This window comes from Pseudomonas sp. H3_D04, from assembly GCF_054669175.1.
This window is the reverse complement of the sequence record NZ_CP162801.1, coordinates 3,179,816-3,203,075: the sequence shown is the minus strand read 5'-3', so window position 1 is coordinate 3,203,075 and position 23,260 is coordinate 3,179,816. Positions and strand designations below refer to the sequence as shown.

Below are 23,260 nucleotides of genomic sequence, written 5' to 3'. Positions count from 1 at the left end.
CAGCGCGGATGCCTGTCTTCACTCGTCGATGTAGTGAACCGGTATCGCTGGCGAGCGCCGCACGTGCAGTTCGAAAATGTCAGGGCGCGCGTAATGCCCGGTGACGTCGAGCGCCCGTCGCGCCGGCGCCACGAGTGCGACGTCAATGTCCGCATACAGAATGCCGGCCTCCCGATGCAAGGGGCCGGCCACAACCCGGCCTTGAGGACTGACCACCACCGAGTCGCCATCGTTGATCCATTCGTCCGGATCCGCAAACAGTTGCATACGCGCTGGAAAGTCCTCGGGAATGTCACTGCCGCGCAGCGCGGTGCCGCTGCCGAGCACCCAACAGCGGCCTTCAAGTGCAATGTGCCGCATCGTGCTGATCCAGCCTTCGCCGGTGTCGTAGGTGGGCGCGATATAGATCTCCACCCCTTGGGCATACAGGGAATAGCGCGCCAGCGGCATGTAGTTTTCCCAGCAGATCAGCGCACCGACGCGGCCGACCGGTGTATCGACCGCACGCAACCCGGATGCATCACCGAAGCCATGCACCATGCGCTCCGGATTGGTCGGCATCAGCTTGCGATGGCGGTTGAGCACTGCGCCGTCCGCACCGATAACGACTACGCTGTTATAGAGCGTGCCGCCTCCCGTAGATCGGTCGCATTCATTGATGCCGCACACAATCGTCACGGCGTGAACCCTGGCGGCTTCGCATAATTCGCCCAGATCACCGTTGGCGATATCGACCGCGTTGGCCAGCAGCCGCGTGTGCAACTGGCCCATGACAGCCCCGTCCTTGCCCGCCGCCAGTCGCCAGATCCACGACGGGTAACCGGGAATGAACGATTCGGGCAAAACGATCAGCGAGGCGCCTGCTGCCGCCGCCTCGGCGACCGATTGCACGGCCCGGGCGATCGTCGCGCTGCGATCGAGCAGCACCGGCGGGCGCTGAATGATGGCTACCTTGGTCATGGCGTTCTCCATTGGCTTTTGGCTTTCGAAGGCTTGAGCGTGCGCGTGGCGAAGGGGCCGGGCTAGTTCAAAAAGTGAAGCGTTGCAGTTGCGGAGTCCAGGCAATGGAAGAGAGCTACGGCCAGTTCTGCACAGTCGCCCGCGGTGCTGAAGCCCTGTGCGAGCGCTGGACACCGTTGGTGGTGCGCGAGCTGCTGTGCGGCAGCAAACGCTTTAACGAACTGCACCGTGGCGTCCCCCGAATGTCCACCAATCTGCTGGCACAACGGCTACGCCATCTGGAAGACATCGGCGTCGTACACCGCACGGCCACCGGCAAAGTCTGGGAGTACAGCCTGACCGCGGCGGGCGAGGAACTGCGCCCCATCATCATGGCGCTGGGGCACTGGGGAGCGCGCTGGATCGGCAGTCGCCTGCGCGATGACCAACTCGACGCCGGCCTGCTGATGTGGGATGTGCGGCGGTTCGTGCGCATTGAGACGTTTCCGTCGCGACCGGTGGTCATCCAGTTCACGTTCCGCGACGCGCGGCCCGGCGAGCAAGCGTGGTGGCTGGTGGTGGAGCAGGGCGTGGCGGATCTATGCCGCGATGACCCGGGCCGCGAGCTGACGCTGGTGGTGGACTCCAGCGTGCGCGCGTTGACCGAAGTGTGGGCGGGCGACCGCACACCGCGGGAGGTGCTTGAGTCGCAAGAGCTGCGTGTGGATGGCGCGGTCAAGGACGCGGAAAACCTGTGGCGCTGGCTGGGGACGAGTGCGTTTGCGGGGACCAGGAGGGCGGCAGTCACTCGTTAGGTTGGCGAAATAACCATCAGTGAGCGAGCGGCGCTGGCCGATCTGAGCATGATCTGACCGGCCTCAGTTCCTTATGTTGAAGACTCAGATCAAATCGTGTCGTCAGTCCTCACTGTAGAAACTTTACCCAGCCAGCAACGGCAAGTAACACGAAACAAGTCCAGCCTGAGAGAAGCCAGCGCCAGACGAGCATCCGCGGGACAAAACCCACACCTTTCACAAAGGCCACGCTCATGGCTGCGAATAATGCTGTAGCCAGCGCGTGGTCAGGCTTCCCGTCAGGAGCGGCCATCATGGGAGGATAGAGCGTACAAGCGAGCATGATTGCTAAAGCGATCACCAAACTCGGCAAATGAAGGTGTGAGGTTGGTTGAGTGTTAGCGACGCGCGGCATCATGACAGCGTCTCGTCGTTGTCGCTCAAGGCTCGGCCAACTTCGTTCTCGCCCCACATCGCGTTCAATATAGCCAGTAGCAATGCAAAACCGACCCCCAGCATCCAGGCGAAATACCACATGTTCATTACTCCTTTGCCGGCACTAATAGGCGGAATGTTCGTTGGCTTTGATCTGTGCAACGGTGATCTTGCCCCGCATGACGCGATACGCCCACGAGGTATAAAGCACAATCAGTGGCATGAAGATCAACGCGGCCCAGAACATGATGGCCAGGCTTAAGTGACTGGCGACGCTGTCCCACACGGTAAGACTTGCCTCAGGCATCGTTGATGACGGCATGACGAACGGAAACATCGATACGCCGGCCGTGCAGATAACACCGATGACTGAAAGCGATGACGCAATAAACGCTGAAAGTGTATGGCGCGCCATCAACAGCACGGCGGCACCTGCTGCGCCGATCAATCCCAGTGCGGGCAGCAGCCACAGCAAAGGATAATGGCCATAGTTGGCCATCCAGGCTCCCGCTTCGCGCACCACGGACTTGCTGAGAATGTCAGGCAGTCCTGCCGTATCAACTACCGATGTAATGCGATAGCCATCAATCCATTGCAGCCAGATGCCGGCAACGATAAATGAACACACGAGCACGATCGCTGCACCCACCCCGCCTTTGATTGCCCTCGCCTGGATAACCCCTTCAGTGCGATGTGCCAGATAAGCACCACCTTGCAGGGTGATCATTGCGCTGCTTACAACGCCGGTGAGTAACGCGAAGGGGTTGAGCAGTTGCCAGAAGCTGCCGGTGTAGGTCGAAACCAGCAGGTCGTTAAAGTGGAACGGCACACCTTGCAGCAGGTTGCCAAACGCAATCCCGAACACCAGAGGCGGCACTGCTCCACCCACAAAGAGTCCCCAATCCCAAGTACTGCGCCAGGTGGAGTTGTGGATCTTGCTGCGATAGTCAAAACCCACCGGGCGGAAGAACAGCGCCCAGAGGACCAGAATCATCGCCCAGTAGAATCCGCTGAATGCGGTGGCATACACCACAGGCCACGCCGCAAACAATGCGCCACCCGCAGTAATGAACCAGACCTGATTACCATCCCAATGCGGACCGACGGTATTGATAACGACGCGCCGCTCCATGTCATTGCGGCCGACAAAGGGCAGCAGCGTGCCGACCCCCATGTCGTGGCCATCCATGATGGCGAAGCCGATCAGCAATACACCGACCAGCACCCACCAGATAATTTTCAGGGTGAAGTAATCAAGCATGGTGGAGTTCCTTCAAATGGGCATCGTGTACATAACGGCCAGTACCGAGGCTGCCAGGACCTTGACGGGCAAACTTGACCATCAGGAACATTTCAACCACCAGCAGCACGGTGTAGAAAACGATGAATCCCGCCAGCGAGCCATAGAGGTTGTTGACGCTAAGCGTGGATACGCTCATGTGGGTCGGCAGCACGCCGTAAATGGTCCAGGGCTGGCGGCCGTATTCAGCGACGAACCAGCCCAGCTCGCAGGCAATCCATGGCGCAGGCAGCATGCAGAGTGCCCAACGCAGTAACCAGCGGCGTCGTGTGCAGGTCGACTTCAAGGTGCTCCAAAAAGGCAAGTCCGAAGAGCACAAGCATGGCAAAACCTAGCGCGACCATGATCCGGAACCCCCAGAACATAGGTGTCACGCGCGGTACGGTATCGTTTACGGCCTTTTCGATAATGGCCGGCGTGGCCTGGTTGACGTCCTCGACATACTTCTTGAGCAACAGGCCAAAGCCCAGATCGGTTTTGTATTCATCGAATGTCTTCAGAGCTGCCGAATCGGTGCGATTGGCTCTGACGGCTTCAAGGGCATTGACGGCGGTAATTCCTCGGAGAATACGAGCGCGGTTCTTTTCTTTGATCTCATGAATGCCTGGAATCTGCTTGCTGACTGATCGTGTGCCAATCAGGCCCATCAGCCACGGCACTTCAACTTCCCAGTTATTTTTGGACTCGGCTTCATTAATACTGGCCACCAATGTCAGGCCAGCCGGAGCAGGCTTCGTTTCCCACATGGCCTCCATGGCTGCCATCTTGGTTTGCTGCGCCTCACCCACCGTGTAACCCGACTCGTCACCCAACACGATCACGCTCAGCACTGATGCGAGACCAAAGGCCGCCGCCACCCGGAAACTGCGTTTGGCAAACTCGACATCACGATTCTTGAGCAAGTACCAACTGGAAATCGACAGCACAAACATCGAACCGGTGACATAACCGGCTGAGACGGTGTGCACAAACTTGGCCTGTGCTACCGGATTGAAAACCACTGCCCAAAAATCAACCATCTCCATGCGCATGGTGATGTAACTGAATTCTGAACCCACCGGGTTCTGCATCCAGCCATTGGCGATCAGAATCCACAAGGCTGAAAGGTTTGTACCAATCGCCATCAGCAGCGTGACCAGCAAGTGGTGCTCTTTCTTCAGACGATCCCAACCAAAAAAGAACAGGCCGATCATGGTCGATTCAAGAAAGAACGCCATCATGCCCTCGATCGCCAGTGGGGCTCCGAAGATGTCGCCGACGTAATGCGAGTAATACGCCCAGTTGGTACCGAACTGGAATTCCAGGGTGATGCCCGTAGTCACCCCCAGGGCGAAGTTGATGCCGAACAACTTGCCCCAGAAGCGCGTCATGTCTTTCCAGATAACATTACCGGTCATCACATAGACACTTTCCATGATGACCAGCAGCCAGACCATGCCAACCGTGAGCGGTACAAAAAGAAAGTGATAAAGCGCAGTGGCTGCAAACTGCAGCCGAGACAAATCCACCAGGTGTTCTGAAATCACTTGCTTGCCCCTTGAGTCGAGGTGGGTACACCGAATCTGTCGCCGATGGTGTTCGAGTCGACACTGACGTGCGAATCCCGGATGAACAGCCACCACAGCACTGTCAGCACCAGTAGCTTGATCACTACTGCTGTGAGCAGATGGCGTCGCAGTCGTTTGTCGGAAATGGTCATGACTATGCAGTTAGCACACGGCATGCCAAGGGGGAGAGGTAAGTTTTTATCGTTTTAAAACAGGCGGTTAGATACTAATCCAGCGATGCGCGGAATGTGTTGGCAGGTCAGTGAGCTGCCAATCTGCCAGGGTTGGCAGTCATTGGCAGTCTTACGGCGTGAGCACTCACTACTAGGCCAAACCTTGTTCTTTCAATCGTCTGTACAAAGTACGTTCGCTAATTCCAAGGTGCTTGGCCAGTTCAGCGCGGGTACCTTTGAAAGTAGCCAGTTCCTGTACCAGCGAGCTGCCATCGAAAGCAGTTGAAGTAGAGGCCTGAGCAGATGCCACCACGGATACCTGAGGCAAATGTATGGAGCGAATCACACCATCGTCAGCAAACAGACTGGCTCTTTCCAGAACATTGCGTAACTCACGGATATTGCCGGGCCATGAAAACCGCTGCAATTGCGTCAGCGCATCAGCGTCTATTGTCAGTCGGCGCTTGCCTGAACCGGCGCGTTGCAGAAATGAATTCACCAGCAACCCAATGTCTTCAATTCGGTCGCGCAAGGGAGGTAACTGAATGGGGAAGGCGCTGATGCGGTAGTACAGGTCCTGCCTGAACTCACCTTTCTCCATCATTTTTTCCAGTGGTTTGTGGGTCGCCGCTATTAACCTGAAGTTAGCGTGAAGGGTCTCGACACCCCCGACACGGCGATAGGTGCCCGACTCGATCAGGCGCAACAGTTTCACCTGCATCGCCAGCGGAACATCGCCAATCTCATCGAGAAACAACGTGCCGCCCTGGGCCGTTTCAACCAGGCCAGGCTTACGCATGGTGGCACCGGTGAATGCTCCTTTTTCATGGCCGAACAGCTCGCTCTCAAATAACGTTTCAGTCAAGCCAGAGCAATCAACGACGACAAAGGGTCCAGTGGCCCGCTCGCTGGTTTCATGTACGGCGCGGGCGAACAGTTCTTTGCCCGTACCGGACTCACCGAGCAGCAGCACCGGCAGCATTGAGGGTGCCACCCGCTGCAGCTCCGACAGGGCACGGTTAAAGGCGGGTGAACGGCCGACCAACCCTTCGTTGCTGGGCCGCGCTGATGCGCTGCGAACCAGTGTCAGACGCTCCACATAGGCAGTAATAACACCGTGCTCATCTAGAATCGGGCGCAATTCGACGTCGACATGCTCAGGACCGCGAGGCGTGTGGTGAATGTGCAAAACGCGATCCGGTCCGCGCATTTCCTGCGCCTTTTTCATCGGACAGTTCTCACCCGCCTGATCACAGGGGACATCGTAATGGTGTGAGATTTGATAACACTTATGGCCGATAAAGGGCTTGTCAGCACTGCCAAACTGCCGCTGATAGGCCGTGTTGGCAGCCAGAATGTTGTAGTCCGGATCGAGAACGATCATCGGCTGGGGTTCGTACTCAAGAAACGAAACAAGTGACTGCACTTGATCCGAGTGCGGGAGTGAGTGGGGTGGGGCGGGCAGGATAATCTTCATCGTGGCTCCTGAGAATCCATCCATCCTGTTGTGGCACTGCCACCTCTGTCAACAAGCACTGCCAATGGCAGTAAATCCAGGTGAATGTAGAAAAACTCAAACCATGCTGAAAAAAATAAACTTAATAAAATCAAATAGGTAAGAGCATATATTTGTGCGGGTAGGGCTTGGCAGACTTATTGCTATATCTGCCTCAGTGTGAGCGGCTTGGTAAAAGCCCCCTAAGGAGACAGGCCAATGAGTGTAAAACTTCACGTCGAAGGATTCTTCGATTCTGCTACCAATACCGTCAGCTATCTTGTGCTGGATGAGGCGACCCACCACTGCGCTTTGATCGACAGCGTACTTGATTACGACCCTAAGTCCGGCCACACCAGCACAACGTCTGCCGACAAGTTGATTGCGAGGGTGAAGGAACTCAATGCGAGGGTCGACTGGATTCTTGAGACTCACGTCCACGCAGACCACCTGACGGCCGCGCCCTACCTGAAGGAAAAGCTCGGTGGGAAAATAGGGATCGGCAGTCAGATTTCTACGGTGCAGGAGGTGTTCGGCACGCTGTTCAATACAGGTCGCGATATGGCCCGCGATGGAAGCCAGTTCGATCACCTGTTCGTCAATGACGAGCCGTTTGCCATTGGCACGCTGCAATGCCACGCGCTCCATACACCCGGCCATACACCCGCCTGTATGACGTATGTCATCAGCGATGGGATCGAAACGGCTGCCTTCGTTGGCGATACCTTGTTTATGCCCGACTACGGTACTGCACGCTGTGACTTTCCCGGCGGCAATGCGCGCACGTTGTTCCAGTCAATCAACAAGGTGCTGAGTCTGCCGGCCAATACCTTGCTGTACATGTGTCACGACTACCAGCCGGGTGGCCGCGAGGTGCAGTTCGTCAGCACCGTTGCAGACCAGCGCGCGCACAACGTTCATGTGCGTAATGGCATCAGCGAAGAGGAGTTTGTGGCGATGCGCACAAAGCGTGATGCATCGTTGGAAATGCCGACACTGATCCTGCCATCGGTTCAGGTCAACATGCGAGCAGGGCACTTGCCCGAGCCTGAAGCGAACGGAACGCGCTACCTGAAAATCCCGCTCAACGTCGCCTGACGTTGCCTTTCCCAGAAAACGCATAAGAAAAATACCCATAACGGAGATCCTTATGGACATTCGCCACCTTGCGCCCGGACTGTCGGTATCAGAACAGATTTTCCCCAACCAATTGGCTGAACTCAAAGAAGCCGGTTTTCGCACCGTCGTGTGTAACCGTCCCGATGGCGAAGGCAGTGATCAGCCCTTGTTTGCCGAAATCAAACGAGCCGCCGAAGCGGCCGGCATCGAGGCGCACTACCTCCCCGCAGAGTCAGGCAAAGTCACTGACGAGCAAGGTATTGCCTTCGGCAAGCTCCTTGAAACACTGCCAAAGCCGGTGTTGGCCTATTGCCGTTCCGGCATGCGCTCGACAACGATGTGGGCACTGTCACAAGCGGGCCAGCAATCCCTGCCACAGATCGTTGAGACGGCCAAAAAAGCCGGGTTCGATATGAAAGGCGTCATTCGCCGGATCGCGAATCAGGGGCGCACGCCGGTCGAAGTGGCCGAGGCGCAGCATACCGTGGTCATCATCGGGGGCGGTGCGGCAGGTATCGCGACCGCTTCCAGTTTGCTGGCACGAGAACCTGGACTCGACGTTGCCATCATCGACCCGGCCGATGTGCACTACTACCAGCCTGGCTGGACACTGGTCGGCTGTGGAGTCTTCGATGCGCCACAAACTGCCAGAACGATGGGCACGACCATCCCTCGCGGTGTGCATTGGATCAAGTCGGCGGTCGCTGCTTTCGAACCCGAGAGAAATGCCGTCATTCTTGATGGGTGCAGAGTCGTCAAATACGAGCAACTGATCGTGTGCCCTGGCCTCAAGCTCAATTGGCATGCAATCGAAGGCTTGTCGGACACCCTGGGCCGCAACGGCGTGACTTCAAACTACCTGTATCAGCTTGCCCCCTATACGTGGGAACTGGTGCAGCAACTGCGTGGTGGCCGAGCCATTTTCACGCAACCGCCCATGCCGATCAAATGTGCCGGGGCGCCGCAAAAAGCCATGTACTTATCTGCCGATCATTGGAAACGTACCGGTGTATTGGACAAGGTCGAGATCGAGTTTTGCAGCGCCGGCGCGTTGCTTTTCGGAGTTCCCGACTACGTGCCCGCACTGATGGAATACATCAAGGCCTATGGTATCGACCTGAATTTCGGCAACACACTCACCAGCGTGAATGGGCCTGCACGGACTGCAACGTTCAACTGCGTCAACCCGGATGGCAGCGCCCATCTTGTTACGCGCGACTTCGATCTACTTCATGTGGTGCCACCGCAGATTGCACCCGATTTCATTCGCGTCAGCCCTCTCGCTGACGCGGCGGGCTGGATTGATGTCGACCCAGCCACTCTGCGGCATAAAACCTGGGTCAATATTCACGCGCTGGGAGACGCCACCAACACCAGCAACGCCAAGACCGCGGCTGCAGCACGCAAGCAGGCGCCCGTCGTTGCCCATAATGTGTTGGCCGCAATGGGTAAAGCCAAAGGCAGTGCCCATTACGACGGTTACGGCTCCTGCCCGCTGACGGTTGAACGCGGCAAGATCGTATTGGCTGAGTTCACCTATGGCGGCAAGGTCGCCCCCAGCTTTCCATCCTGGCTGATTGACGGTACCCGGCCATCGAGGCTGGCATGGCTGCTCAAAGAGCGGATTCTTCCACCGCTGTATTGGAAGGGAATGCTCAAGGGCCATGAGTGGATGGCAAAACCTGAGTTGGCTGACGTATGAAATCAGACCTGAAAGCAAGGATACTGAGATGACCGTCGTCTTACTGCTCGGGCTTACTGTTGGCGTCATTCTGGCGCTGACCGGCGCCGGTGGAGGAATACTGGCTGTTCCATTACTGGTGTTTGGAGTGGGATTGAGCATGGCCGAGGCAGGGCCAATCGGTTTACTGGCTGTCGGTTTAGCCGCGACCCTGGGTGCCGTAATGGGACTCAAAAACGGCACCGTCCGCTATAAAGCGGCGCTTTTAGTTGCAGGCGCGGGCATCGTCTGTTCTCCACTTGGCCTTTGGCTGGCGCAGCACACGCCTAACCGTCCGTTGACGATCATGTTTGCCTTCGTGCTGATGTACGTTGCGTTCCGGGTCTATCAACGATCGCTCACTCCCTCCACGGAGTCGAAGACCCCCGTCACATCCAAACCACCGCCTTGTCTATTGGACGTGAACCGAGGAAAGATTAACTGGACGGGGCCGTGTGCATGGGCACTCACCGTTTCCGGCATTGTCGCGGGCGGGCTTTCCGGCTTGCTCGGCGTGGGCGGTGGCTTTGTGATGGTGCCGGCACTCCAGCGATACACCAATTTGACAGCGCAATCGGTGCTTGCAACGTCTCTTGCCGTTATTGCGCTGGTTTCCATTTCCGGCGTTGCTGCAAGCTCCGCAGCCGGGCATTTGCAGTGGGCGGTCGCCCTTCCGTTTTCCATTGGCGCATTGGTCGGAATGGTGTGCGGGCGTCTGATCGCTGCACGGCTGGCGGGTCCACACTTACAAAAAGGCTTCGCCGCAGTTTCCATGGTGGTGGCGGTGGCCTTGCTAGTGAAAGCTATTTAGTCATGTGCATACGTCGCCGTGACGCAAAGCAGGTGTTCGATCGCATCGGCAATCCCGCTGCATTGGCAGTCATCCACACCCTCTATCAACCATTTCGTGCCGGAGAATCTTCATGAATGTCGACTGGCTCAACTTCACCCCTTGGTCATCCCTTGCCGGTGGCGCACTGATTGGCTTGGCGGCCAGTCTATTCGTCGTCGCCAACGGGCGTATCGCAGGCATCAGCGGTCTGATCGGCAGTCTTTTACAGCGTGGGAGCGAGGGGGTGAGTGAGAAAGCACTTTTTCTCCTGGGCCTGCTCATCGCACCGATTCTATGGGGCTTGTTCGCCACGCTGCCGCAGATCGAATTCAAAACTGGCTGGTTCGGGCTGATCGTCGCCGGTGTATTGGTGGGCATCGGCACACGATACGGTTCAGGTTGCACCAGTGGCCATGGGGTGTGCGGCATATCGCGCCTTTCGCCGCGATCGATGGTTGCCACTGCGTGCTTCATGTTCAGTGGTTTCGCCACAGTGTTTGTCCTGCGTCATCTTCTGGGAGGTTGGACATGATCAAACTGAGTGCATTCATTGCGGGTCTGCTGTTCGGCTTGGGTCTGCTTCTGGCCGGCATGGCCAACCCGAGCAAAGTACTCGCTTTCCTGGATCTGACCGGTGCCTGGGACCCTTCCTTGGCGTTGGTCATGGTCGGCGCAATCGGCATAGCCATTGGCCCGCTGACCTGGGCACGCCGGCAATCCAGTTCGCTGCTGGGAAAGCCAATGCAGCTACCGATCAAACGTGAGTTGGACCCACGCCTGATTGGCGGGAGCCTGTTGTTTGGCATCGGCTGGGGAATAGCAGGCATTTGTCCTGGCCCCGCAGTGGCCATTCTGCTGACAGGACGCTGGCAAATAATCCTATTCATGTTGGCCATGCTGGCCGGCATGTTGTTGTTTACTGCGCTGGAGACCCGGCGCAACCATTGATCGGGAGATCGCCATGAAAGCGAATGTCGGAACCATTGATCGAACCCTGCGCATTGTCGCCGGTCTGCTTCTCATTGGCCTTAGTCTGTCCGGGGTGATCGGCGTATGGGGCTGGATAGGTTTAGTGCCGCTGGCCACTGGTATTTTCCGTTTCTGCCCTGTCTATACGTTGCTCGGCATCAAATCGTGCCAGTCGACCTGTTCGGACAGCAGAGAACGGCCATAAGAGGTTAGGTCTCGCAGGCCGTGCTTCAAAACCCTCAGATACCTGCTGCCATTATTGCGGGGGAGGGGATGAAGCGGTCTGCCAGACGCCTGGCCTGCTGAGTCGCAGCCTCACGCGCGCGCAGGTCAACGTCTTCCCCCAGGATGGTTTTCTCCACAATCACCGAATGCACATCCGTGACGCCGATAAATCTCAGCCAGGCTTCCACGTAGGGCTTCTGAAAGTCGAAGCGCTCCGCCGGTGTGATCGACTGCGCCGAAAAATCCAGGCCGCGGGCGTACATCACCACGGCGCGTTTGTTGTGCAGCATGCCTTCCAGACCGCGTTCCGGGTCAACGCTGAACAGGATGTCCTTCTGCGAAATCAGGTCGATGAAGTGCTTGAGTTTGTAAGGGATGCTGAAATTCCACAGCGGTACGGACATCACCAGTACATCGGCGCGGTGCAGGTGCGCAGCCAGTTCTTTCAACGTGTTCCAGGCCTCCTGTTGCGCTGTGGTCAACGGCGTGCCACTGAGCCCGGCGTATTTGGCCTCCATCGCCACATCATCAAATTCCGGCAGCGCCATGTTCCAGAGGTCGAGGGTGACGATTTCTGTGTCCGGGGTGTTTGCTTGATAACGCGCAATGAAACTGCGAGCGACTTCGAGGGAAGCCGAGCGCTGTTTGCGTGGAGAGCATTGAATATGCAGAAGGGTTGTCATGGCACACCTTGAATGATGAGGGCGGGGCAGGTGACGCATTGCAACATAGTTGTATTTGAAATATAAATCGTAAATTCCAACTAGATTAATCACGAATAAAACTATGTTCGACACGTTGCTGCTCAAGACATTTGTCACGGTCGTCGATGAAGACGGCTTCAGCCGTGCCGCCCAGAAGCTGCACCTGACTCAGTCGGCGGTCAGTGGTCATGTGCGGCGATTGGAAGAGCAGATTGGTAAGCCGCTGTTGACGCGTACCACCCGTTCCCAGCAACTGACGGCCGATGGCGAGCGCCTGGTCGCTTACGCACGCACGATCCTCACGCTGAACCGTGATGCCTGGACTGACCTGACAGGCACACCGTTTCACGGGCGGTTGCGGATCGGGTTGTCCGAAGATTTTGTCGAGTCTCGATTGCTGCGCACTGTTCAGGATTTCGCGGCGCAGTACCCCGGGATGGAAATCGAGGTGCAGGTGAACATCCCCGGTTCGTTGCTGACGCTGATGAAGCAAGGGCAACTGGACGTGGTCATCGGTTCGTTGTGCGAAACCAGCGAAGCGGGGTTGCTGCTGTGGCAGGAGCCGCTGGTGTGGGCGTGGTCGGCGCAACCCGTCACCCGGTTACCGACGCCGTTGCCGCTGGCCCTGTTCCCCGCGCCGTGCCCTTATCGCGAAGCCGCGTTGACGAGACTGGCGCAGGCGGGAATCGCCCAACGCACGGCAATGTTGTGCAGCAGCACCGCCGGGTTGCGGGCGGCGGCACTGGCAGGCTTCGCGATAGCGCCCATGCCTCTCAGTCAGTTGGGGCAGGGGCTGGCGGTTATCGGGGCTGAACAAGGATTGCCGGCATTGCCGGATGCGCAATGTCGGCTGTTCGCCTCACCTGAAGCGGATCAGGCGATGGTGGCAGGGGTCACTCAGCTCATTGTGGAGTATTGCTCCACGCGCAGAGCTTGATTGGCATGGGCGTAGCGGCATCCATTTGAGTCAGTGATTGCAAGCTGGCAATCTTGGTTGGATGGGCGCCTGTATCTCGTAAATGCGGGGCATCTGTATCTATCGAGAACCCCACTGGAGCGGTACGGTCCACAGATCCTCTGTCATTGATGAGCCACCCATGGATCTAACGGATGTTCCCTTTGGTACGACCGATTGGTCGACTGTCGAACCTGTCCAGTACGCCGGACAGACGGGCACTGCCTATTGGCGAACCTGTCAGTTTGGTTCGACGCGTGTGCGGATGGTTGAATACAGTCCTGGTTATCTGGCCGATCACTGGTGCTGGAGAGGGCATATCCTGTTGTGCCTGGAAGGCGAGTTGCACACGGAACTGGAGGATGGTCGCCAATTCACGCTTACAGCGGGGATGAGCTATCAGGTGGGCAACAACGCTGAGGGGCATCGATCTTTCAGCACCACAGGCGCGAAGTTGTTTATCGTGGATTGACTCTGGTACCAACCACGATCGTCCCATTGCAGAGTCAGGTGCTCATCGAAGGACGTTTGTGGCAGCACTGTGCGCCCGTTCTGCCTGTCCAGAGCTTGACTGAGTAAAAACAGAGCGTAAAAAAGCCCGGCATGTCAGGCCGGGCTTCTTGTTGGATGCCGCAGTAAAGCCATTCATTCAGGCAGCGCGGCTTTCGATCAGGCGGTCAGAACCACCCTCAGCGACGCGGTTTTCGATCAGACGGTCGGAACCACCTTCCGCGACGCGGTTTTCGATCAGACGGTCGGAACCACCTTCAGCGACGCGGTTTTCGATCAGACGGTCGGAACCACCTTCAGCGACGCGGTTTTCGATCAGGCGATCCGAACCACCTTCAGCAACGCGGTTTTCGATCAGACGGTCGGAACCACCTTCAGCGACGCGGTTTTCGATCAGGCGATCCGAACCACCTTCAGCGACGCGGTTTTCGATCAGACGATCGGAACCACCTTCAGCAACGCGGTTTTCGATCAGACGATCCGAACCACCCTCAGCCACACGACTTTCAATCAGACGATCCGAGCCGCCTTCAGCGACAACCGGGTGAGCAGAAGAAGCGGCGAAAGCGTTAACTGCAAAAACCGAGAAAGCGATGCTGAGAAGGATTTGGCGTTTCATGATGGTGTGCTCCGGGGTGTAGTTGTTTGGTATGGAGGCGATGTTACGCCCCGGAGTTTTTAAGAGAACTTCATTGAGTTGATGGTGACTATCGATGGCAGCAATGGATGCGCCTCACGCCCGTGCCGTCCGCGCAAGCCACCGGACTTATTGCCCGTTTTGCTGGGCAAGTCGGGCACCATCGGGCGGGATCTGGGCTGAGGGTTGGAGCGGCTGCGGGGCTGAGGTTGTTTGCTCATGATTCGGCTCCAGACGTGTCGGCATTTCGCGAAGTAATCCCCGATTAAAGCTGCCGCCTGAACATCGCGATGAAATTCGTGCGATTTCGCACATGCCTCGGTTTTCTGATCTGGCGCAAAGTATCTACCGTCCCTGAGCGTAGTGTTGGCAATAACGTTTCGTAGACACGCCGGAAATTGGTGCTCACATCCTTTACGTTTTTCAGTGTGTTTTGAGATGTCTTTGCCTTTTTCATACTTTCAAGGGTGTCCCATGAAAACCTCATATTTCGTAGCAACGACAATCCTCGCCGCAGGCTTGTCCGCCATTGCATCTCCCGCGAATTCGCAGACACTCGAAAAAGTTTCCGACAGTAACAAAATCACCGTGTCTTACCGGGAGGCGTCGGTACCTTTCAGCTACTTGATCAGTCCTGCCGAAGCCGTAGGTTTCTCAGTCGATTTAACCGATGCCATCGTTGATGATGTGCGCAGGAAGCTCAACAAGCCGAACCTGGAAGTGGCTCACATTCCGGTGTCTTCGCAAACCCGCATTCCGTTGCTGGTCAATGGCACATACGATCTGGAGTGCGGATCCACCACCAACAACGCTGCCCGTGGCAAGGATGTGGCTTTTGCAATTAGCCATTTCTACACAGGCACGCGCCTGTTGACCAAGAAGACCTCCGGCATAAAGAACTACGCCGATCTCGCAAAGAAGACTGTCGCCAGTACCGTTGGCAGCACGAACGAGAAGGTCCTTCGCCAATACAGTGCCGACAACAATCTAGACGTACAGGTCGTCTTGGGCAAAGACTATGACGACTCCATGGCGCTGGTTGAAAATGATCGTGCCGTGGCGTTTGCCATGGACGATATCCTGCTGTTTGGCCTCATGGCGAACTCGAAAAATCCTGATTCGCTCGAAGTCGTGGGTGATGCGCTGCAAGTCGAACCCTACGGCTGCATGCTTCGCAAAGATGATCCTGAATTCAAGCAATTGGTCGATGGCACCATAACCCGCCTGATGGAGTCGGGCGAATTCGAAAGGCTATACACCAAGTGGTTTCAATCACCGATTCCTCCAAAAGGAATGAACCTGAACATGCCGATGAGCGAACAGCTCAAAGCCAATCTCAAGGCGCGCAGTGACAAACCAGCGCTGTAAAGCTTGACGAACTTTGCTCGACTTCAGCGTCGCGCAGACAGTTGTTGCGGCGCCAAAAACGCATCGTGGAAGTAATTACGAAACGCCTGCATGGCCGGGCTGAATTCGCGCTCGCGATGCCACGCCAGACCAACGCTCATGGGCGTCACTCTATCGGTGACGGTGAGGGTCTCGATGCGTTTTCCTTCCAGTGACCAAGGGCGGTGCACCAGGTCCGAAAGGATCGCCACGCCGCTGCCATTGGCGACCATGCTGCGCACCGCTTCCACTGAACTGGTGCGCACCCGCACGTTCGGCTGTTGGTGCGCGTGTTCCCAGTAGCGCATGGCGCTTTGTTCGGCTTCGTCGACGGTCAGCAGGATGTAGGGTTCTTTCGCCACGTCGGCGAGGCTGACCGCTGAACGTTCGCACAGTGGATGGTGGCTGGGCAGCCAAAGCCGTCGTTCGGAGTTGAAGAGAATTTCCGAGACGATGTCCGGGTGAGTGAGGTTCGCGGTAAGCACCACGGCCATGTCGAATCGACCTTCCAGCAGGCCTTCTTCGATGGCCGTCCGTTCCTGTTCGTGGACTTCGATGGCCACGTCAGGATGCCAGTGTTCCAGGCGTTGCAGGTGGTGCGGCAGGAAGTAGCCGATCACCGTGTAACTCGCTGCCAGACGCAGCAGGCCACTGGCGCGAATGTCCGGCAACGGACTGTTCATCGCATCATCGACACTGCGCAAAATCACATACGCGCGATTCAGAAAGTGCCGCCCGGCATCGGTCAGGCTCATGCCCTGGGCCGAGCGCTGGAACAACAGCGCACCCAGCATACCCTCCAGTTCCTTGATCGCCGTGGTCACCGCCGACTGGGAAATATTCAAATGGATCGCGGCCTGGGAAATTTGCCCGATCTCGGCGGTGGCGACGAAATAGCGGACTTGGCGCAGGGTCAGTGACATGGGCACTCCGGATGACGAGGTATCTGTTTTTCAGAAGATACCCTATCTGTTAATAGATCTTCCCAAGGGGTAAGGAGGAATCTAACTTGGCCTGCATGAAGTCACAAGTGTCAGGAGCAAGCGTCATGCAAGCAGTAGATTTCAATTCGGACATGGGCGAAGGCTTCGGCCCATGGACCATTGGCGATGGCGTCGACAACGAACTGATGGGCTTTATCAGTTCAGCCAATATCGCCACCGGTTTTCATGCCGGCGACCCCGGCACCATGCGCCGCACCATCGAGCAGGCCAAGCGCCTGGGCGTGGCCATCGGCGCGCACCCGGGGTTCCGCGACCTGGTTGGATTTGGCCGCCGGCACATCAATGCACCGGCCCAGGAGCTGGTCGACGACATGCTCTACCAGTTGGGCGCCCTGCGTGAACTCGCCCGGGTTCAAGGCGTAGCCCTGCAACACATCAAGCCCCATGGCGCGCTCTACATGCACCTGGCCCGGGACGAACAGGCCGCCCGTCTGCTGGTGGAAAACCTCCAGCGCCTGGAGCCTGAGTTGCTGCTGTATTGCATGCCCGACTCGGTGATCTGGCGGGTCGCCAAGGAGCTTGGCCAACCGGTAATCCGCGAGTTCTACGCCGACCGCGAATACGACCTCACGGGCTCCATCGTCTTCACCCGCAACGTACGAGCCTACGATCCGGCGCAAGTGGCCGCGCGAGTACTGCGTGCCTGTCAGCAAGGCGTGGTGCGCACGGTCGAGGGTGAAGACCTGGCGATCGAATTCGATTCGATCTGTTTACACAGCGACACCCCTGGCGCCCTGGCGTTGGTCGAAGCCACGCGCAGTGCCCTCGACAGCGCCGGGATCGAGGTTCGTGCACCGCGCTAAATCAGGACGAGACACCTGGCACACAGATGCCAGGGCTTGCACACCGATTCATTTTTGCCTGCCTTTCTACAACTATTCCAAGAGGAACAGACATGGCCGAACACACTGTAATCACCCCGTTGCCCGGGACCTTCTACCGCAAAGCGACTCCTGAATCGGCGAACTTCGTCGAGGTGGGCGCGCAGGTCAGTGCCGACACGGTGATTGGCCTGATCGAGGTCATGAAGCAGTTTTCCGAACTGACCGCCGGAAAGGCCGGTCGCCTCAGCGCATTCCTGGTAGAAGACGGCGATCCGGTGGAACCGGGTCAGGTCGTCGCAACACTCGACGACGAGTGAGGGCGCGATCATGACTCAAGGTATTCGTAAATTATTGATTGCCAACCGTGGCGAGATCGCCGTGCGGATTATCCACGCCGCCAAAGCGTTGGGGATCCCCACCGTTGCGGCATGCAGCGAGGCAGACGTCGATTCCCAGGCCGCGCGCATGGCCGATGAAGTCCACGTCCTTGGCCCGGCCCGTGCGGATAAAAGTTACCTGAACGTCGAAGCGTTGCTCGGTGCCTTGAAAACCACCGGCGCCAATGCAGTACACCCCGGTTATGGTTTTCTCTCGGAGAACGCCGATTTTGCCGAAGCGGTCCTTGCCGCCGGCGCCATTTTCGTCGGCCCGAGCCCGGACACGATCCGGCGCATGGGCGACAAAGCCGAGGCCCGGCGCACTGCGCAAGCCGCCGGCGTACCGGTGGTGCCGGGTTCCCCCGGTGAATTGTTCGACGTCGAATCGGCGCTTAAGGCCGCCGAAGCCGTGGGCTTCCCTCTGTTGATCAAAGCCTCGGCCGGTGGGGGCGGGCGCGGCATTCGCCTGGCGGAAAACGCCCAGCAACTGACAGAAGAGTTTCCCCGCTCACAGCGTGAAGCCCAGGCCGCGTTTGGCAATGGCGCGGTTTACCTGGAGCGGTTTATCAGCAAGGCCCGGCACATTGAAGTGCAGGTCTTGGGCGACGGTCAGCACGCCGTGCATTTGTTTGAGCGGGAATGTTCCCTGCAACGTCGCAGGCAGAAAATCTTTGAAGAAGCGCCGTCACCGGCCCTCAGTCAGCAGCAACGGGAAACCCTCTGCGCCAGCGCCGTGCGCCTGACCGAATCCCTCGGCTACAAGGGCGCCGGGACGCTGGAGTATCTGTATGACGACGCCACCGGCGAGTTTTTCTTTATCGAGATGAATACGCGGATTCAGGTTGAGCACCCGGTCAGCGAATTAATCACCGGCATCGATCTGGTCCAGGCCATGTTGCGCATTGCCGGGGGTGAACCGCTGGGCTTCAAGCAGAGTGATATCCAGCTCAACGGCGCCGCCCTGCAAATGCGCCTGAACGCTGAAGACCCGGCGCGGGATTTCTTTCCCAGCCCGGGGCTGGTCGAGGAACTGATCTGGCCGCAGGGTGAGGGCATTCGCGTCGATACTCATCTGTATCAAGGCTACCGTGTGCCGCCGTACTATGACTCGCTGCTGGCCAAGCTGATCGTGCATGGCGCTGATCGCGCCGAAGCCCTGGCCCGTGCGCGGGTTGCGGTAAGGCGAACCACGCTCACTGGCATGGCCAGCACCTTGTCCCTGCACGGCGTACTGCTGGAGCAACCGTGGCTGCACAGCGCCGACTTTCACACCGGCACCCTGGAAACCTGGCTGGCCGAGCGCCGTTTCGGAGGTGAAGTATGAGCACTCCCATCCGCTACAGCTTTGGCGCCGATGAGCACCTGTTCGCCGAAGTCAGCGACAGCATGTCCCTGGACGCGTTCTTCAAGGGCCTGGCCGTCACTCGCGCGGTGGAACGGCTGGCACTGGATGGCGTGCTCGATATCTGCCTGGCCAACGCGTCATTCCAGATCCGTTTTGACCCGGATCGCATCGCCCCTCATACCTTGCTCGAAGCGGTAAAGATCGCCGAAGTCGGGGCCGTCGCCGAACGCACGTTGCAGACGCGGATCATCGAGATTCCGGTGCTGTACAACGACCCCTGGACCCACGAAACCCTGATGCGCTTTCGCGACCGGCATCAGGACCCGAGCGCCACGGACCTGGAATACGCCGCACGGATCAACGGCCTAGCGGACGTCGACGCGTTTATCGCCGCCCACAGTGGTGCGCCGTGGTTTGTCTCGATGGTCGGCTTCGTCGCCGGGCTGCCGTTCATGTTCCAGATGGTCGAGCGCGAGCGGCAGTTGCAGGTGCCCAAATACCTGCGCCCGCGTACCGACACGCCAAAACTGACCTTGGGTCATGGCGGTTGCTTTGGCTGCATCTACTCGGTGCGCGGTGCCGGTGGTTATCAGATGTTTGGCGTCACACCGGCACCGATCTACGACCCACAGCAGAACCTGGCGTACCTGAAAGAGCACATGGTGTTTTTCCGCCCCGGTGACATCGTGCAGTTCAAACCGATGGACCGTGAGTCGTATGACCACGCGGTGGCCGAAGTGGAAGCCGGTTGCTTCGATCTGCGGATCCGGCCGGTGGAGTTTTCGCTGGATGCGTTTCTGGCCGATCCCGTTGGCTATCCCAAGTCGCTGCAGGAGGTGTTGGCATGATCAAGGTACTCAAACCCGGTCTCGCCACGTCGGTACAGGACCTGGGACGCGAAGGGTATTACCACTTGGGCATTCCGCCCTCCGGCGCGCTTGATCAGTACGCCTTGAGTGCGGCCAATCAACTGGTCGGTAACCCGGCGGGGGCGGCAGCACTGGAATGCACGTTGCTGGGGCCGGAGCTGGAGTTTCAACAAGACGCGCTGGTGGCTGTGTCCGGCGCGCACATGACCCCACGGGTCGATGGCGTGGAAATGCACCACGACACGGCGTTTGCGGTGAAGGCCGGGCAAGTGCTGCGCTTTGACTTTCCCAAGGCTGGCGCCCGCGCTTACGTGGCGGTGGCCGGCGGCATCGATGTGCCGATCGTGCTCGGCAGTCGTTCCACTTATGCGCTGGGTGCGCTCGGTGGTTTTCAGGGGCGCAGGCTGGTGGCGGGTGATGAATTGCCCGTCGGTATCGCCAGCGGAAAGAGCCGCGCCGGGGCCAGTTTGCCCATGGCGTTGCGCCAGTCCTTGGGGGGCGAAATCACTCTGCGGGTGGTGCCGGGTCTTTACTACCACCGCTTGAGCGAATCCGCCGCGCATAGTTTCTTTGCCGAACCCTGGACGGTGGGCTCGGAAGCAGACCGCATCGGCTACCGCTTCAAGGGCGGCAGCGCGCTGAGCTTTGAGCCCCGCGAGCAGCCGTTCGGCGCCGGTTCTGATCCGTCGAACATCGTCGACAGTTGCTACCCCATTGGCTCGATCCAGGTCCCGGCCGGGCTCGAACCGATCGTGTTGCATCGCGACGCCGTGTCCGGCGGAGGCTACGCGATGATCGGCACGGTGATCAGCGCCGACCTCGACTTGATCGGCCAGATGCAACCGAACCAGAAGGCCCGCTTTGTCGCGGTGACCCTCGAAGAGGCGCTGGAAGCGCGACGTTCCTATAAGAAAAAACTCAGCTGCCTGAGCAAGCTGTTCCCTTCCTGATTCTGCCCGCCGCATTGCGCGGGTAATGCCAAACGGTAAGCCAACGCCGCACTTCGGTGCGGTGGCGGCTGCCCGCGCTTCAACCTTTGACTGGTTTTGGAGTTCACGCACATGGCTGCTTTATCGCAATCGAGTCAAACCGGGCAAGACCCGGCCAATCAACCCGTTCCAGCCGAAGCGCGCATGGGGCGATTGTCCCTGACCATGGCCTGGTGGGCGGTGTGCAGTGCGATGTTTTACATCGTGGTCGGCGCCTCACTGGCGTTGTCGTACGGAGCCCGCAACGCACTGATCGGCATGGTTCTGTCGGTGATCAGCTACGGGCTGGTCAATAGCGTGCTCAGCCGCTTTGCGATCCGCAGCGGCTTGTCGGTGGCGTTGTTTTCACGGTTGCTGTTCGGCAGTACCGGGGCGTGCCTGGCAACGTTGATCTTCTTTTCCACGGCGATCTACTACGCGGTATTCGAAGGCTCGGTAATCGCCGTGGCGCTCAATCACCTGTATCCGGAGCTGGTTTATCCGCTGGCCGCATTGGCGGTGGTGCTCTACAGCGTGCCAATGATTCTGGGCAGCGTGCAGCATTGGCTGGACAAGCTCAACGGCGTGTTGTTGCCGGTGTATCTGGGCGGTTTGCTGGTGGCGGTCGGGCTCTCGATCAGTCGATATGGCTACCAGCCGCAATGGCTGGATTTCGGCCCGGCAACACCCAGCGCCTTCGGCTGGTGGGACTGCTTTGTCGCTTACATGGGGGTCTGGGTGCTGATGCTGTTCACCTTCGACTACGCGCGTTTCGGCAAGCCTGAGGACGCCGAGTATCACGGGCGCTGGAACTTCGGCATGCCGTTCTACGCGGTGACCTTCCTGCTCAATGGCGCGGCGGGCATCTATCTGGTCAGCAGTATTCCCCACGAAGGTGCGCTGAACGAAGTCTCTGTGGTGATGGCGATTCTGCAATTGATGGGCTTGTGGGGCTTGTTGTTTGTCTGGGCCACGCAAACCCGGATCAACACCGCCAATTACTACCTGGCGACACTGAACATGCAGGCGTTCTTCGGGCGTTTTGGCCTGCGCGGTTCGTACTTGATGTGGGCATTGGTAGTGGGGGTGATCGTCTACGGCTTGATGCTCGCGGACGTGTTTGCCTACCTCCTCAAAGCGTTGGCCTATCAGGGGATCTTCGTGGTGGCCTGGGTCGGCGTGGCGTTGGCGCAGATACACTACGGGCGCAATGAAATGGCGGCACTCGAACGGGTGCCCGCGTTCAATTCCGTGGGTTTGACGGCGTGGTTTGGTGCCACCGCTTTGGGGCTTGCGTTGATGTTTGTTGGCGGTGGCCTGAGCAGTTTTTCCGCACCCTCTACGGTAATCGTTGCATTTGCGTTGCAGTCGGGCTTATCCCATCGGCACCGGTTAGTGTTGGCTGAGTAGGATTTTTCAGTCACTCGTTGTGCGCTTGCCTGCTCTAACACGTTAGAGCAGGCATCGGACGCTCATGACGAATCCGCTGATGAATGTTCCAGGGCTGCTGATGGCACAACCGTTATGGTTTCACTGCGTGGCGTTCTTCAACATGAGGAGCGTCCGCTGGGTTCTTCTGTGGAACGACAAAGTTCACCACCGTACTGGTCAAAATCTTATGACTCGGATCAGCCACTTCAAGTAGAACCTTGTGAGCGCCCGGCGTCAGCCCAACCAAAATAATCGGGTCTTCACTGGTGTGCGCCCAAGTACCTTTCCAGTCGTCGACGGTCACGTGAAGGTGGCCGAGCCGTGGTGATACTTCGACAGCCGTTTTGCCAAATACCGGCATGATCCGGGCGTGCTCGGTTCGATACTGAATAATGACAACCCCGCGGGCCAGCGGCGCGGCGAGCGGCGGGTAGGCAATGAGTTTTGGTCCTGCCTCAGACTCCAGTGGGAGTATGGCCGGTGGCTGATCGGTGTCTGCTACCCCTTGACCCCACGCGGCTACGCAAAGGAAGGCACCCAACGCAAAGGTAGATAGATTTCTGAGAGCAAGGGACATGGTGTTTTTCTCCCGCGTGATCTCATCCAAGGCTAGATCAAACCGGGCAGTTGTCTATGCCCAAGCTGCCTCTCTCTGCAAAACAGCCGAGTGGGGAAGGGCAGAAAACGGGTGTTGAATACGAG

The 23,260-nt window shown here is 58.2% G+C and carries 26 protein-coding genes and 1 pseudogene; 16 read left to right on the top strand and 11 right to left on the bottom strand.

What is annotated here, in order from left to right; genetic code table 11:
- Nucleotides 1-18: 18 nt before the first annotated feature.
- Nucleotides 19-960, bottom strand: a complete 942-nt coding sequence (locus tag AB4N91_RS14840) for a carbon-nitrogen hydrolase family protein (RefSeq protein ID WP_010459222.1) — start codon at nucleotides 958-960, stop codon at nucleotides 19-21.
- Nucleotides 961-1,064: 104 nt separating this feature from the next.
- Here AB4N91_RS14840 and AB4N91_RS14835 point away from each other — a divergent pair, with 104 nt between their 5' ends.
- Complete coding sequence (locus AB4N91_RS14835; protein WP_010459223.1) at nucleotides 1,065-1,754, top strand: winged helix-turn-helix transcriptional regulator; 690 nt, start codon at nucleotides 1,065-1,067, stop codon at nucleotides 1,752-1,754.
- A 109-nt stretch (nucleotides 1,755-1,863) separates the two neighbouring features.
- Here AB4N91_RS14835 and AB4N91_RS14830 read toward each other — a convergent pair whose 3' ends face one another.
- The 6 genes and pseudogenes from AB4N91_RS14830 to AB4N91_RS14805 all read right to left on the bottom strand — a co-directional run bounded on the left by AB4N91_RS14830 (nucleotide 1,864) and on the right by AB4N91_RS14805 (nucleotide 6,665).
- Nucleotides 1,864-2,151, bottom strand: a complete 288-nt coding sequence (locus tag AB4N91_RS14830) for a cyd operon YbgE family protein (RefSeq protein WP_145309497.1) — start codon at nucleotides 2,149-2,151, stop codon at nucleotides 1,864-1,866.
- Nucleotides 2,148-2,270, bottom strand: a complete 123-nt coding sequence (gene cydX, locus AB4N91_RS14825) for a cytochrome bd-I oxidase subunit CydX (protein WP_010459227.1) — start codon at nucleotides 2,268-2,270, stop codon at nucleotides 2,148-2,150. Before cydX ends, AB4N91_RS14830 begins: the two co-directional genes overlap by 4 nt.
- A 22-nt stretch (nucleotides 2,271-2,292) precedes the next feature.
- On the bottom strand, nucleotides 2,293-3,429 hold the full coding sequence (gene cydB / locus AB4N91_RS14820; RefSeq protein WP_102594898.1) for a cytochrome d ubiquinol oxidase subunit II: 1,137 nt from the start codon (nucleotides 3,427-3,429) through the stop codon (nucleotides 2,293-2,295).
- Nucleotides 3,422-4,976: pseudogene (locus tag AB4N91_RS14815) on the bottom strand (cytochrome ubiquinol oxidase subunit I). Before AB4N91_RS14815 ends, cydB begins: the two are co-directional and overlap by 8 nt.
- 14 nt (nucleotides 4,977-4,990) lie before the next feature.
- Complete coding sequence (gene cydP / locus AB4N91_RS14810; protein ID WP_191650592.1) at nucleotides 4,991-5,167, bottom strand: cytochrome oxidase putative small subunit CydP; 177 nt, start codon at nucleotides 5,165-5,167, stop codon at nucleotides 4,991-4,993.
- 172 nt (nucleotides 5,168-5,339) lie between these two features.
- Nucleotides 5,340-6,665: a sigma-54 interaction domain-containing protein gene (locus AB4N91_RS14805; protein ID WP_042932153.1), complete on the bottom strand. Its 1,326-nt coding sequence runs from the start codon at nucleotides 6,663-6,665 to the stop codon at nucleotides 5,340-5,342.
- A gap of 237 nt (nucleotides 6,666-6,902) precedes the next feature.
- Between AB4N91_RS14805 and AB4N91_RS14800 the strand changes: the two genes are divergently transcribed.
- The 6 genes from AB4N91_RS14800 to AB4N91_RS14775 all read left to right on the top strand — a co-directional run bounded on the left by AB4N91_RS14800 (nucleotide 6,903) and on the right by AB4N91_RS14775 (nucleotide 11,528).
- Complete coding sequence (locus tag AB4N91_RS14800; RefSeq protein WP_145309493.1) at nucleotides 6,903-7,781, top strand: MBL fold metallo-hydrolase; 879 nt, start codon at nucleotides 6,903-6,905, stop codon at nucleotides 7,779-7,781.
- A gap of 52 nt (nucleotides 7,782-7,833) precedes the next feature.
- Nucleotides 7,834-9,504 (top strand): bifunctional protein tyrosine phosphatase family protein/NAD(P)/FAD-dependent oxidoreductase, encoded by a 1,671-nt coding sequence (locus AB4N91_RS14795; RefSeq protein WP_460112618.1) that lies wholly within the window; start codon nucleotides 7,834-7,836, stop codon nucleotides 9,502-9,504.
- 28 nt (nucleotides 9,505-9,532) lie between these two features.
- Entirely contained in the window at nucleotides 9,533-10,333 is an 801-nt protein-coding gene (locus tag AB4N91_RS14790) for a sulfite exporter TauE/SafE family protein (RefSeq protein ID WP_077750455.1), read from the top strand.
- Nucleotides 10,334-10,445: 112 nt separating this feature from the next.
- A complete protein-coding gene (locus tag AB4N91_RS14785; protein WP_010459244.1) occupies nucleotides 10,446-10,886 on the top strand; it encodes a YeeE/YedE family protein in 441 nt (146 codons plus the stop codon).
- Nucleotides 10,883-11,302 (top strand): DUF6691 family protein, encoded by a 420-nt coding sequence (locus AB4N91_RS14780; RefSeq protein WP_010459246.1) that lies wholly within the window; start codon nucleotides 10,883-10,885, stop codon nucleotides 11,300-11,302. The genes AB4N91_RS14785 and AB4N91_RS14780 overlap by 4 nt, the downstream gene beginning before the upstream one ends.
- 13 nt (nucleotides 11,303-11,315) lie before the next feature.
- Nucleotides 11,316-11,528, top strand: a complete 213-nt coding sequence (locus AB4N91_RS14775) for a YgaP family membrane protein (protein ID WP_010459248.1) — start codon at nucleotides 11,316-11,318, stop codon at nucleotides 11,526-11,528.
- Between the two features lie 34 nt (nucleotides 11,529-11,562).
- On the opposite strand, the gene AB4N91_RS14770 is transcribed toward AB4N91_RS14775, so the two are convergent.
- A complete protein-coding gene (locus tag AB4N91_RS14770; RefSeq protein ID WP_010459250.1) occupies nucleotides 11,563-12,231 on the bottom strand; it encodes an FMN-dependent NADH-azoreductase in 669 nt (222 codons plus the stop codon).
- 103 nt (nucleotides 12,232-12,334) lie between these two features.
- On the opposite strand from AB4N91_RS14770, the gene AB4N91_RS14765 reads away from it, so the two are divergent.
- Entirely contained in the window at nucleotides 12,335-13,189 is an 855-nt protein-coding gene (locus AB4N91_RS14765) for a LysR substrate-binding domain-containing protein (RefSeq protein WP_460112617.1), read from the top strand.
- 160 nt (nucleotides 13,190-13,349) lie between these two features.
- Nucleotides 13,350-13,679, top strand: coding sequence for a DHCW motif cupin fold protein (locus AB4N91_RS14760; RefSeq protein WP_010459253.1), 330 nt, complete (start codon nucleotides 13,350-13,352; stop codon nucleotides 13,677-13,679).
- A 177-nt stretch (nucleotides 13,680-13,856) separates the two neighbouring features.
- Here AB4N91_RS14760 and AB4N91_RS14755 read toward each other — a convergent pair whose 3' ends face one another.
- Nucleotides 13,857-14,336, bottom strand: coding sequence for a hypothetical protein (locus tag AB4N91_RS14755; protein ID WP_010459256.1), 480 nt, complete (start codon nucleotides 14,334-14,336; stop codon nucleotides 13,857-13,859).
- A 492-nt stretch (nucleotides 14,337-14,828) separates the two neighbouring features.
- On the opposite strand from AB4N91_RS14755, the gene AB4N91_RS14750 reads away from it, so the two are divergent.
- Nucleotides 14,829-15,722, top strand: a complete 894-nt coding sequence (locus AB4N91_RS14750; RefSeq protein ID WP_169857290.1) for a transporter substrate-binding domain-containing protein — start codon at nucleotides 14,829-14,831, stop codon at nucleotides 15,720-15,722.
- A gap of 23 nt (nucleotides 15,723-15,745) precedes the next feature.
- Here AB4N91_RS14750 and AB4N91_RS14745 read toward each other — a convergent pair whose 3' ends face one another.
- A complete protein-coding gene (locus tag AB4N91_RS14745) occupies nucleotides 15,746-16,663 on the bottom strand; it encodes a LysR family transcriptional regulator (RefSeq protein ID WP_460112615.1) in 918 nt (305 codons plus the stop codon).
- A 125-nt stretch (nucleotides 16,664-16,788) separates the two neighbouring features.
- On the opposite strand from AB4N91_RS14745, the gene AB4N91_RS14740 reads away from it, so the two are divergent.
- The 6 genes from AB4N91_RS14740 to AB4N91_RS14715 all read left to right on the top strand — a co-directional run bounded on the left by AB4N91_RS14740 (nucleotide 16,789) and on the right by AB4N91_RS14715 (nucleotide 22,537).
- Nucleotides 16,789-17,547, top strand: a complete 759-nt coding sequence (locus AB4N91_RS14740; protein WP_010459262.1) for a 5-oxoprolinase subunit PxpA — start codon at nucleotides 16,789-16,791, stop codon at nucleotides 17,545-17,547.
- A gap of 92 nt (nucleotides 17,548-17,639) precedes the next feature.
- The gene (locus AB4N91_RS14735; protein WP_077749837.1) at nucleotides 17,640-17,885 is read left to right on the top strand and encodes an acetyl-CoA carboxylase; all 246 of its coding nucleotides are present in this window, start codon (nucleotides 17,640-17,642) and stop codon (nucleotides 17,883-17,885) included.
- Nucleotides 17,886-17,895: 10 nt separating this feature from the next.
- Complete coding sequence (locus AB4N91_RS14730) at nucleotides 17,896-19,269, top strand: acetyl-CoA carboxylase biotin carboxylase subunit (RefSeq protein ID WP_083377048.1); 1,374 nt, start codon at nucleotides 17,896-17,898, stop codon at nucleotides 19,267-19,269.
- Nucleotides 19,266-20,138 (top strand): 5-oxoprolinase subunit B family protein, encoded by an 873-nt coding sequence (locus AB4N91_RS14725; RefSeq protein ID WP_460112614.1) that lies wholly within the window; start codon nucleotides 19,266-19,268, stop codon nucleotides 20,136-20,138. Before AB4N91_RS14730 ends, AB4N91_RS14725 begins: the two co-directional genes overlap by 4 nt.
- Entirely contained in the window at nucleotides 20,135-21,109 is a 975-nt protein-coding gene (locus AB4N91_RS14720; protein WP_083377046.1) for a 5-oxoprolinase subunit C family protein, read from the top strand. The genes AB4N91_RS14725 and AB4N91_RS14720 overlap by 4 nt, the downstream gene beginning before the upstream one ends.
- Nucleotides 21,110-21,220: 111 nt before the next feature.
- On the top strand, nucleotides 21,221-22,537 hold the full coding sequence (locus tag AB4N91_RS14715; RefSeq protein ID WP_077749840.1) for a purine-cytosine permease family protein: 1,317 nt from the start codon (nucleotides 21,221-21,223) through the stop codon (nucleotides 22,535-22,537).
- 112 nt (nucleotides 22,538-22,649) lie between these two features.
- On the opposite strand, the gene AB4N91_RS14710 is transcribed toward AB4N91_RS14715, so the two are convergent.
- The gene (locus AB4N91_RS14710) at nucleotides 22,650-23,135 is read right to left on the bottom strand and encodes a DUF6130 family protein (RefSeq protein WP_083377044.1); all 486 of its coding nucleotides are present in this window, start codon (nucleotides 23,133-23,135) and stop codon (nucleotides 22,650-22,652) included.
- Nucleotides 23,136-23,260 lie beyond the last annotated feature (125 nt).

Coding starts and splice junctions, on each gene's coding strand:
- AB4N91_RS14840 (WP_010459222.1), bottom strand. CDS start 960: ATGACCAAGGTAGCCATCATTCAGCGCCCGCCGGTGCTGCTCGATCGC.
- AB4N91_RS14835 (WP_010459223.1), top strand. CDS start 1,065: ATGGAAGAGAGCTACGGCCAGTTCTGCACAGTCGCCCGCGGTGCTGAA.
- AB4N91_RS14830 (WP_145309497.1), bottom strand. CDS start 2,151: ATGATGCCGCGCGTCGCTAACACTCAACCAACCTCACACCTTCATTTG.
- cydX (WP_010459227.1), bottom strand. CDS start 2,270: ATGTGGTATTTCGCCTGGATGCTGGGGGTCGGTTTTGCATTGCTACTG.
- cydB (WP_102594898.1), bottom strand. CDS start 3,429: ATGCTTGATTACTTCACCCTGAAAATTATCTGGTGGGTGCTGGTCGGT.
- cydP (WP_191650592.1), bottom strand. CDS start 5,167: ATGACCATTTCCGACAAACGACTGCGACGCCATCTGCTCACAGCAGTA.
- AB4N91_RS14805 (WP_042932153.1), bottom strand. CDS start 6,665: ATGAAGATTATCCTGCCCGCCCCACCCCACTCACTCCCGCACTCGGAT.
- AB4N91_RS14800 (WP_145309493.1), top strand. CDS start 6,903: ATGAGTGTAAAACTTCACGTCGAAGGATTCTTCGATTCTGCTACCAAT.
- AB4N91_RS14795 (WP_460112618.1), top strand. CDS start 7,834: ATGGACATTCGCCACCTTGCGCCCGGACTGTCGGTATCAGAACAGATT.
- AB4N91_RS14790 (WP_077750455.1), top strand. CDS start 9,533: ATGACCGTCGTCTTACTGCTCGGGCTTACTGTTGGCGTCATTCTGGCG.
- AB4N91_RS14785 (WP_010459244.1), top strand. CDS start 10,446: ATGAATGTCGACTGGCTCAACTTCACCCCTTGGTCATCCCTTGCCGGT.
- AB4N91_RS14780 (WP_010459246.1), top strand. CDS start 10,883: ATGATCAAACTGAGTGCATTCATTGCGGGTCTGCTGTTCGGCTTGGGT.
- AB4N91_RS14775 (WP_010459248.1), top strand. CDS start 11,316: ATGAAAGCGAATGTCGGAACCATTGATCGAACCCTGCGCATTGTCGCC.
- AB4N91_RS14770 (WP_010459250.1), bottom strand. CDS start 12,231: ATGACAACCCTTCTGCATATTCAATGCTCTCCACGCAAACAGCGCTCG.
- AB4N91_RS14765 (WP_460112617.1), top strand. CDS start 12,335: ATGTTCGACACGTTGCTGCTCAAGACATTTGTCACGGTCGTCGATGAA.
- AB4N91_RS14760 (WP_010459253.1), top strand. CDS start 13,350: ATGGATCTAACGGATGTTCCCTTTGGTACGACCGATTGGTCGACTGTC.
- AB4N91_RS14755 (WP_010459256.1), bottom strand. CDS start 14,336: ATGAAACGCCAAATCCTTCTCAGCATCGCTTTCTCGGTTTTTGCAGTT.
- AB4N91_RS14750 (WP_169857290.1), top strand. CDS start 14,829: ATGAAAACCTCATATTTCGTAGCAACGACAATCCTCGCCGCAGGCTTG.
- AB4N91_RS14745 (WP_460112615.1), bottom strand. CDS start 16,663: ATGTCACTGACCCTGCGCCAAGTCCGCTATTTCGTCGCCACCGCCGAG.
- AB4N91_RS14740 (WP_010459262.1), top strand. CDS start 16,789: ATGCAAGCAGTAGATTTCAATTCGGACATGGGCGAAGGCTTCGGCCCA.
- AB4N91_RS14735 (WP_077749837.1), top strand. CDS start 17,640: ATGGCCGAACACACTGTAATCACCCCGTTGCCCGGGACCTTCTACCGC.
- AB4N91_RS14730 (WP_083377048.1), top strand. CDS start 17,896: ATGACTCAAGGTATTCGTAAATTATTGATTGCCAACCGTGGCGAGATC.
- AB4N91_RS14725 (WP_460112614.1), top strand. CDS start 19,266: ATGAGCACTCCCATCCGCTACAGCTTTGGCGCCGATGAGCACCTGTTC.
- AB4N91_RS14720 (WP_083377046.1), top strand. CDS start 20,135: ATGATCAAGGTACTCAAACCCGGTCTCGCCACGTCGGTACAGGACCTG.
- AB4N91_RS14715 (WP_077749840.1), top strand. CDS start 21,221: ATGGCTGCTTTATCGCAATCGAGTCAAACCGGGCAAGACCCGGCCAAT.
- AB4N91_RS14710 (WP_083377044.1), bottom strand. CDS start 23,135: ATGTCCCTTGCTCTCAGAAATCTATCTACCTTTGCGTTGGGTGCCTTC.